At 50.5% G+C, this 2,230-nt stretch carries 2 protein-coding genes; both read right to left on the minus strand.

Annotation, left to right across the window (positions count from 1 at the left end; translation table 11 throughout):
• Positions 1-1,712: SLC13 family permease (locus R3196_RS10920; protein WP_318936795.1), on the minus strand; the 1,712-nt coding region annotated here is incomplete at its 3' end.
• Positions 1,709-2,230, minus strand: a 522-nt coding sequence (locus R3196_RS10925; RefSeq protein WP_413242923.1) for an elongation factor 1-alpha C-terminal domain-related protein, incomplete at its 5' end; no start/stop codon positions are given. The genes R3196_RS10920 and R3196_RS10925, both read right to left, overlap by 4 nt.

Consider the following 2,230-nt stretch of genomic DNA (forward strand, 5'->3'; position numbering starts at 1 on the left):
AGATAAAGCGCTGAGACGCTGTATGCAATCGCCACGGCAACCCCAATCCGGCTGAAGTCGCTGAACTTATAATTGCCGGCGTTCATCACCATTAAGTTGGTCTGGTAGCCGTAGGGGCTGATAAAACTTGCGGATGCACCAAAAGCAACGGCCATAACAAACGGCATGATATCAGCCCCAAAGCTTTGGGATAAGCCAACAGCAATCGGGAACACTATTGCGGCCGCCGCATTATTGGTTACGATCTCTGTGGTCAATAATGTCAGAAAGAATACTGCGACAAAAGCCACCCATACACTACTGGTACCCACCAGACTAAATAAGCCGGATGACACGCTACCGGCAAGCCCCGAGGTAATAAATACGTCGGCGATACAAAGTGCTGAGCCGATAACCAGCCAGATGTCCAGCGGCAGGCGACGGCGGATGTCGGTACCCGTTATCACGCTACTTGCCAGAATCAGTGCCAGGTATATGATTAAGCCGTTGAACAGGCTCAGCGTTTGCGTGGCCGCCCCGGTAACCACACCAATAAAGCCTAAGATGGCGATAGCTTCCTGACGTTTATTGAGCGTGGGGCTTAAACGCTTACCCTCGAGTAAAAAGAAGTTTCGCTCCAGGTTGTGATGCCGGTAAAAATCCTCGCTGGTCGCCAGCACCAGACGGTCACCGGCTTTAATCTCCACTTGCCCCAGTTTACCGGAAATTCTTGCGCCGCCCCGGCCAATGGCAACCACTGCCGCATCAAACAGTGCCCTGAAGTTCGCCTGCTTCAGCGTACGGCCAACCAGAGTGGACGTGGGGCTTACAATCACTTCGGTTAAATTGTCCTGCAGTAAGCCGTTGGTTTCAGTAAAGGCTTCGTGAGCGAACATAGTGACGCCCGGTAACGCAGAAAGCTGCTGGGCCTGTTTCACATCGCCGCAAAACACCAGACGATCATTAGCCTGCAATAGGGTTTCAGGTTTTACCGGACTTATCAGGTTGCCATGGCGGATGATCTCCGCCATAAACAAGCCATCTAAAGCCCTGAGGCCTGCTTGCTGAACCGTTTTGCCAACAAAAGGAGATTCCTCGTTTACTTTTGCATCAAGAAAATAATCATGATTAATATCTGCGTCGATCTTTCCTTTCGGCAAAAAGTATGACGCGGCTATGGTGGTAGCCCCCGCCACACCCAGGACGCCCAAACCGATAGGAAGGAAATCAAAGAACTGAAACCCGGGATGCCCCTGGTCCACCAGAAAGCTGTTCACAACCAGGTTGGTTGACGTACCTATTAAGGTGAGCATGCCACCGAAAATAGCAAAATAACTCAGCGGTATCAGCAACCGTTGAGCGGCATGTTCACGGTTTTTACGCACCGCAGACATCAGCGCAGCAACTACGGCAGTATTATTAAGAAAGGCCGAGGTAAAACTCACCAGCCCCATCATTCGTAATAAAGTAAACAGCTGGCTCTTATGAAATAATTTGCGGCTCACCCACTGCAGAGCACGGGTGCGCTCTAACGCCATGGAGCCAATCAGCAACAACATCAGCGTGATAAGTGAAAGGTTCACGTAATGGTTGAGTAACTCTTGGGCGCTTAACAAACCGGGCAGGTATAAAGCTATTGCGGCACCGACAAACAAAGTTGCCGGGCGGGTGCGGGTAGCAACCAGCCCGGCAAACAGACACACAATAACCAAAGCAACATAGAGCTGCGTCACAGGATCTCTTTCGCGCCCCAATGCGGGAAGTGTTTGCGGACCAGTGCATTGAATTCTTTCTCAAAGGCACTGACCTCGGCTTTATCTTCCTCTTTTTCTACCAAGGGCTGTTCTACCATACCGGCACCGACGGTTACGTTGGTAATCCGATCAATAATGATAAAAGCGCCCGTTTTCTGATTCACTTTATACTTGTCAAAAACCACTGGCTCCTGAAGACTGAAGTCAGCAACGCCTATTTCATTCAGGCCTAAGTTGTCAGCTTCTTTTTCCTCTAATGTATTTACATCAACCCGGTGATGGATCTTCTCGCAGCTGCCGCTGGTAAGCTTAGTTCCCATCTTGATGTAATACTCGCGATGAGGTATCAGGGCTTCTTCCTGCATCCAGACGACTTTCGCGCGCAGGCGGTTACTCATATGCGGCAGTGCGTCTTTCTCCACAATCATATCGCCCCGGCTGATATCAATTTCATCATTCAGGGTAAGGGTTACTGCCAACGGTGCCGCGGCTTCTTC

It is taken from the genome of Pseudidiomarina sp. (assembly GCF_033722695.1).
Classification (GTDB): Bacteria; Pseudomonadota; Gammaproteobacteria; order Enterobacterales; family Alteromonadaceae; genus Pseudidiomarina.